The organism is Winogradskyella sp., from assembly GCF_013213975.1.
Taxonomy (GTDB): domain Bacteria; phylum Bacteroidota; class Bacteroidia; order Flavobacteriales; family Flavobacteriaceae; genus Winogradskyella.
The window spans coordinates 1-3,900 of the sequence record NZ_JABSST010000095.1; the positions used below are offsets into that span (position 1 = coordinate 1).

The window sequence follows — 3,900 nt, forward strand, 5'->3', positions numbered from 1 at the left end:
ACCGTCTTTTTCAGCGTGTTTTGGAGCTCCTTTTATGCCATTACATCCAGCAGAGTATGCAGCTATGCTTAGTAAGAAAATGCAAGAAGCAGGTGTAAATGTTTGGTTAGTGAACACAGGATGGACGGGAGGCCCTTATGGTATTGGTACTCGTATGAAGTTAAAATACACAAGAGCGATGATTAATGCCGCTTTAAATGGTGATTTAGGTCTATATAATTATGACGATTACCATATTCATTCTGTGTTTGGAGTAGCGCAGCCAAGAAAGTGTCCTGGAGTACCAACAGAGGTTTTGAGTCCTCGAGCAACTTGGAATGATGACCATGCGTATTATAAAATGGCCTTTAAATTGTCTAATGCATTTAGAGAGAATTTTAAAAAGTTTGAGTCTTCTGCTTCAGAAGAAATTAGAAGAGGAGGGCCGCAACGTTATGCGTTTTAAATTTTAATGGATAAATAGTTATAAAAAAAAGCGATTCTAATTGAGAATCGCTTTTTTATTAAATTAGATTTTGATCTATCTATTTTCCTTTATTTACCTCATCGATATATTTTTGTAATGCCATAGTCATAGATGGTGTCTCAGGTGTAGGAGCAGCAATATCTACTCGTAATCCTTTTTCTTTAACAGCTTTAACTGTGGTATTTCCAAATACTGCAATTCGAGTATCGTTTTGCTTAAAATCTGGGAAGTTATGGAAAAGTGACTCAATCCCTGAAGGACTAAAAAATACTAAAATGTCATAGTAAACATCTGCCAAATCAGATAAATCACTAATTACAGTTTTGTAAAAAGTAGCCTGTGTCCAATTAACCGAGAGATTATCTAGTGTTTCTGGGATAATTGGCTTTACTTTATCTGTAGTTGGTAATAAGAAGGTTTCGTCTTTATATTTTTTGATTAAAGGTGTTAAATCTGCGAATGTGCGTTTACCTACATATATCTTACGTTTTCTATACACCACATATTTCTGTAAATAATAAGCAACAGCCTCAGACTGACAAAAATACTTCATCGTGTCAGGTACTTTGAAACGCATTTCTTCTGCAACTCTAAAAAAATGGTCAACTGAATTTCTACTCGTTAATATTATAGCAGTAAATTTAGTAAGGTCAATTTTTTGTTGTCTGATTTCTTTTGATGAAACACCTTCAACATGAATGAAGGGTCTAAAGTCAACTTTAACTTTTGACTTTTCTTGCAAATCAAAGTATGGAGAGTTTTCTATTTTAGGCTCTGGTTGCGATACTAAAATCGTTTTCACTTTCATATATAGGTTCTTTGTTTTATGCGTTATACTCGCTAATTACCTTATATAAAAGCACATAAGGTGCAATTTCGAGAGCGCAAAGATACAATAAAAAATAGAATAAATTTGAATTTATCGTTTTTTGATGGGTTTTAAATGAAGCGATAAATCCAATAAGATTTATAAGGCAAATCAATGAAATTACTGAGATTATTATAATTTTTGGGTAGCTATTGGTGTACAACAAAAATAGATTTGCAATAAGAAATAGAAGGCCTGAATAATTTTTAAATGTTATTTTTTGAAATAAATAATTATCAATGATACTATCAATATCAAAAAGACTTCCAATAAGACGTTCTAATAAGGTCTTTATAATAATTATTGTAGAGACTGAAAATAGTAGTTTTAGAAATGGAACCAATTTAAAACTTTGAGAAGACCCAAAGTGTGAATAGGCAAAAAATATGAAGATACTAGCCGAAAAGACTAAATTCAGAAACAGCAACCCATCGAATACATCAATAAATTTCTGGTCTTTACTGTAAATTTTTAAATACTTAGAATTGCCAATTACGGATATAAAATCATTAAAACGAGTTGTATTCATATACTTTGCACTTGCAATTGTAATAAATCCAAACATTGTAAAAAGAGTAAACCACTCGTGAGTAATAAGTTCCCGCATAAAGCTAAAATAAAAATAAAAAATAGGCTGCCATAATAAAGCCCTTAATTACATCTTAATATATCGATAACAGTTTTTAATTCATTAAATAAGTTACTTTTGTTGAAATTTTAAAACATAATAATTTTCTCTTATTTGATCAATGTCTGATGCTATTGTTATAATACCAACGTTTAATGAGATCGAAAATATAGAGTCCATTATAAGGGCGGTTTTCTCTCAAGAGAAATCCTTTCATATTCTTGTGGTTGATGATAATTCTCCAGATAAAACTGCAGAATGCGTTGGACGATTACAAACTGAGTTTCCAGATTCGCTTTTTATTTTAAATCGAACAAAAAAAGCAGGATTAGGTGTAGCATATTTAGATGGTTTTAAATGGACTTTAGCAAAGTCATATAGTTATATTTTTGAGATGGATGCTGATTTTTCACATAATCCAGATGATCTTATTAAACTTTATGATGCTTGTGAAAATGGTAAAGCGGATGTTGCAGTAGGTTCTAGATATGTCAGAGGTATTACCGTTGTTAATTGGCCATTACCTCGTATTTTATTGTCCTATGGCGCATCGCGTTATGTGAGATTTATTACAGGTATGAAGGTCAAAGATTCTACAGCCGGCTTTATATGTTATAAAAGAGATGTTTTAGAGGCTATTAACTTATCTAAAGTGAGATTTGTTGGTTATGCATTTCAAATCGAAATGAAGTTTAAAGCTTTTAAAAAAGGATTTAAAATCATTGAAATTCCAGTAATTTTTAAAGATAGAGTTAAAGGCAAGTCAAAAATGAGTGGAAGTATTATTTCTGAAGCTATATTTGGTGTTATAAGTTTAAAGTTAAAAAGTTTATTTTCTAGATAGTTAAGATGAACAAACAGACCATAATAAAGGATGCAAAGATTGTAAATGAAGGGAAAGTATTTGAAGGTGACATTCTTATAGAGAATGATATTATCAAAGAAATAGACACCTCTATAAGTGTTAAATCAAGTGATACGGTTATTATTGATGCTGAGGGTAAGTATGTTTTACCTGGTATGATTGATGACCAAGTTCATTTTAGGGAACCGGGGTTAACGCATAAAGCAAATATTGAGACAGAGTCAAAGGCGGCATTGGCAGGTGGTATAACCTCTTTTATTGAGATGCCTAATACAAAGCCTCAAACTACTACAGTTGAAAAATTAGAAGAGAAGTTTGCTATCGCAGCTAACACATCTTATGCTAATTACTCCTTTATGTTTGGTGGCACCAATGATAACCTTGACGAAATTTTAGAGGTTGACGCTAAAAATGTTGCTGGCTTAAAGTTATTTTTAGGTTCTTCAACAGGTAACATGTTAGTTGATAATCCTGAGGTTTTAGAAAAAATCTTTTCTAGTACAGATATGGTAATTTCAGTACATTGTGAAGATGAAGGTACTATTAGAAATAACCTAGCTAAGTATAAAGAAGAATATGGGGATGATATACCAATGCATTTGCATCCAATCATTAGAAGTGAAGAAGCATGCTATATATCATCATCTAGAGCTATAGAATTAGCTAAGAAAACAGGTGCTAGGTTACACGTATTTCATTTGTCTACCGGCAAAGAAACAAATCTCTTCACAAATAAAATTCCATTAAAAGACAAAAAGATAACTTCAGAAGTATGCATTCATCATTTATGGTTTTCTGACGAGGATTACCAAAGAAAGGGGAGTCATATTAAATGGAATCCAGCAGTAAAAACATCTCGTGATAGGGATCAATTACTGAAGGCATTACTAGATGATCGAATTGATGTTATTGCAACAGATCACGCCCCACATACATGGGAAAAAAAACAAAATAACTATAGGAATGCGCCTTCAGGGGGACCGTTGGTTCAGCACTCAATTGTAACGGTAATGGTTTGTGCTTTAATTAAAAGAATAGCAGAAGGGATAAATACAATTATATTAGATTCTAAA

At 32.0% G+C, this 3,900-nt stretch carries 5 protein-coding genes; 3 read left to right on the top strand and 2 right to left on the bottom strand.

The features are described from left to right. Window positions 1-445, top strand: a 445-nt coding sequence (locus tag HRU49_RS12820) for a phosphoenolpyruvate carboxykinase (ATP) (protein WP_296357788.1), incomplete at its 5' end; no start/stop codon positions are given. Window positions 446-524: 79 nt separating this feature from the next. Here HRU49_RS12820 and HRU49_RS12825 read toward each other — a convergent pair. Together HRU49_RS12825 and HRU49_RS12830 are read right to left on the bottom strand one after the other, a co-directional pair. After that, window positions 525-1,274: a uroporphyrinogen-III synthase gene (locus HRU49_RS12825; protein ID WP_296357789.1), complete on the bottom strand. Its 750-nt coding sequence runs from the start codon at window positions 1,272-1,274 to the stop codon at window positions 525-527. Between the two features lie 16 nt (window positions 1,275-1,290). Further along, a complete protein-coding gene (locus HRU49_RS12830; protein ID WP_296357791.1) occupies window positions 1,291-1,941 on the bottom strand; it encodes a DUF4271 domain-containing protein in 651 nt (216 codons plus the stop codon). A 142-nt stretch (window positions 1,942-2,083) separates the two neighbouring features. Here HRU49_RS12830 and HRU49_RS12835 point away from each other — a divergent pair, with 142 nt between their 5' ends. Together HRU49_RS12835 and HRU49_RS12840 are read left to right on the top strand one after the other, a co-directional pair. Next, a complete protein-coding gene (locus tag HRU49_RS12835; RefSeq protein WP_296357793.1) occupies window positions 2,084-2,806 on the top strand; it encodes a polyprenol monophosphomannose synthase in 723 nt (240 codons plus the stop codon). A 5-nt stretch (window positions 2,807-2,811) separates the two neighbouring features. Further along, on the top strand, window positions 2,812-3,900 hold a 1,089-nt coding region (locus HRU49_RS12840), incomplete at its 3' end, for a dihydroorotase (RefSeq protein ID WP_296357794.1).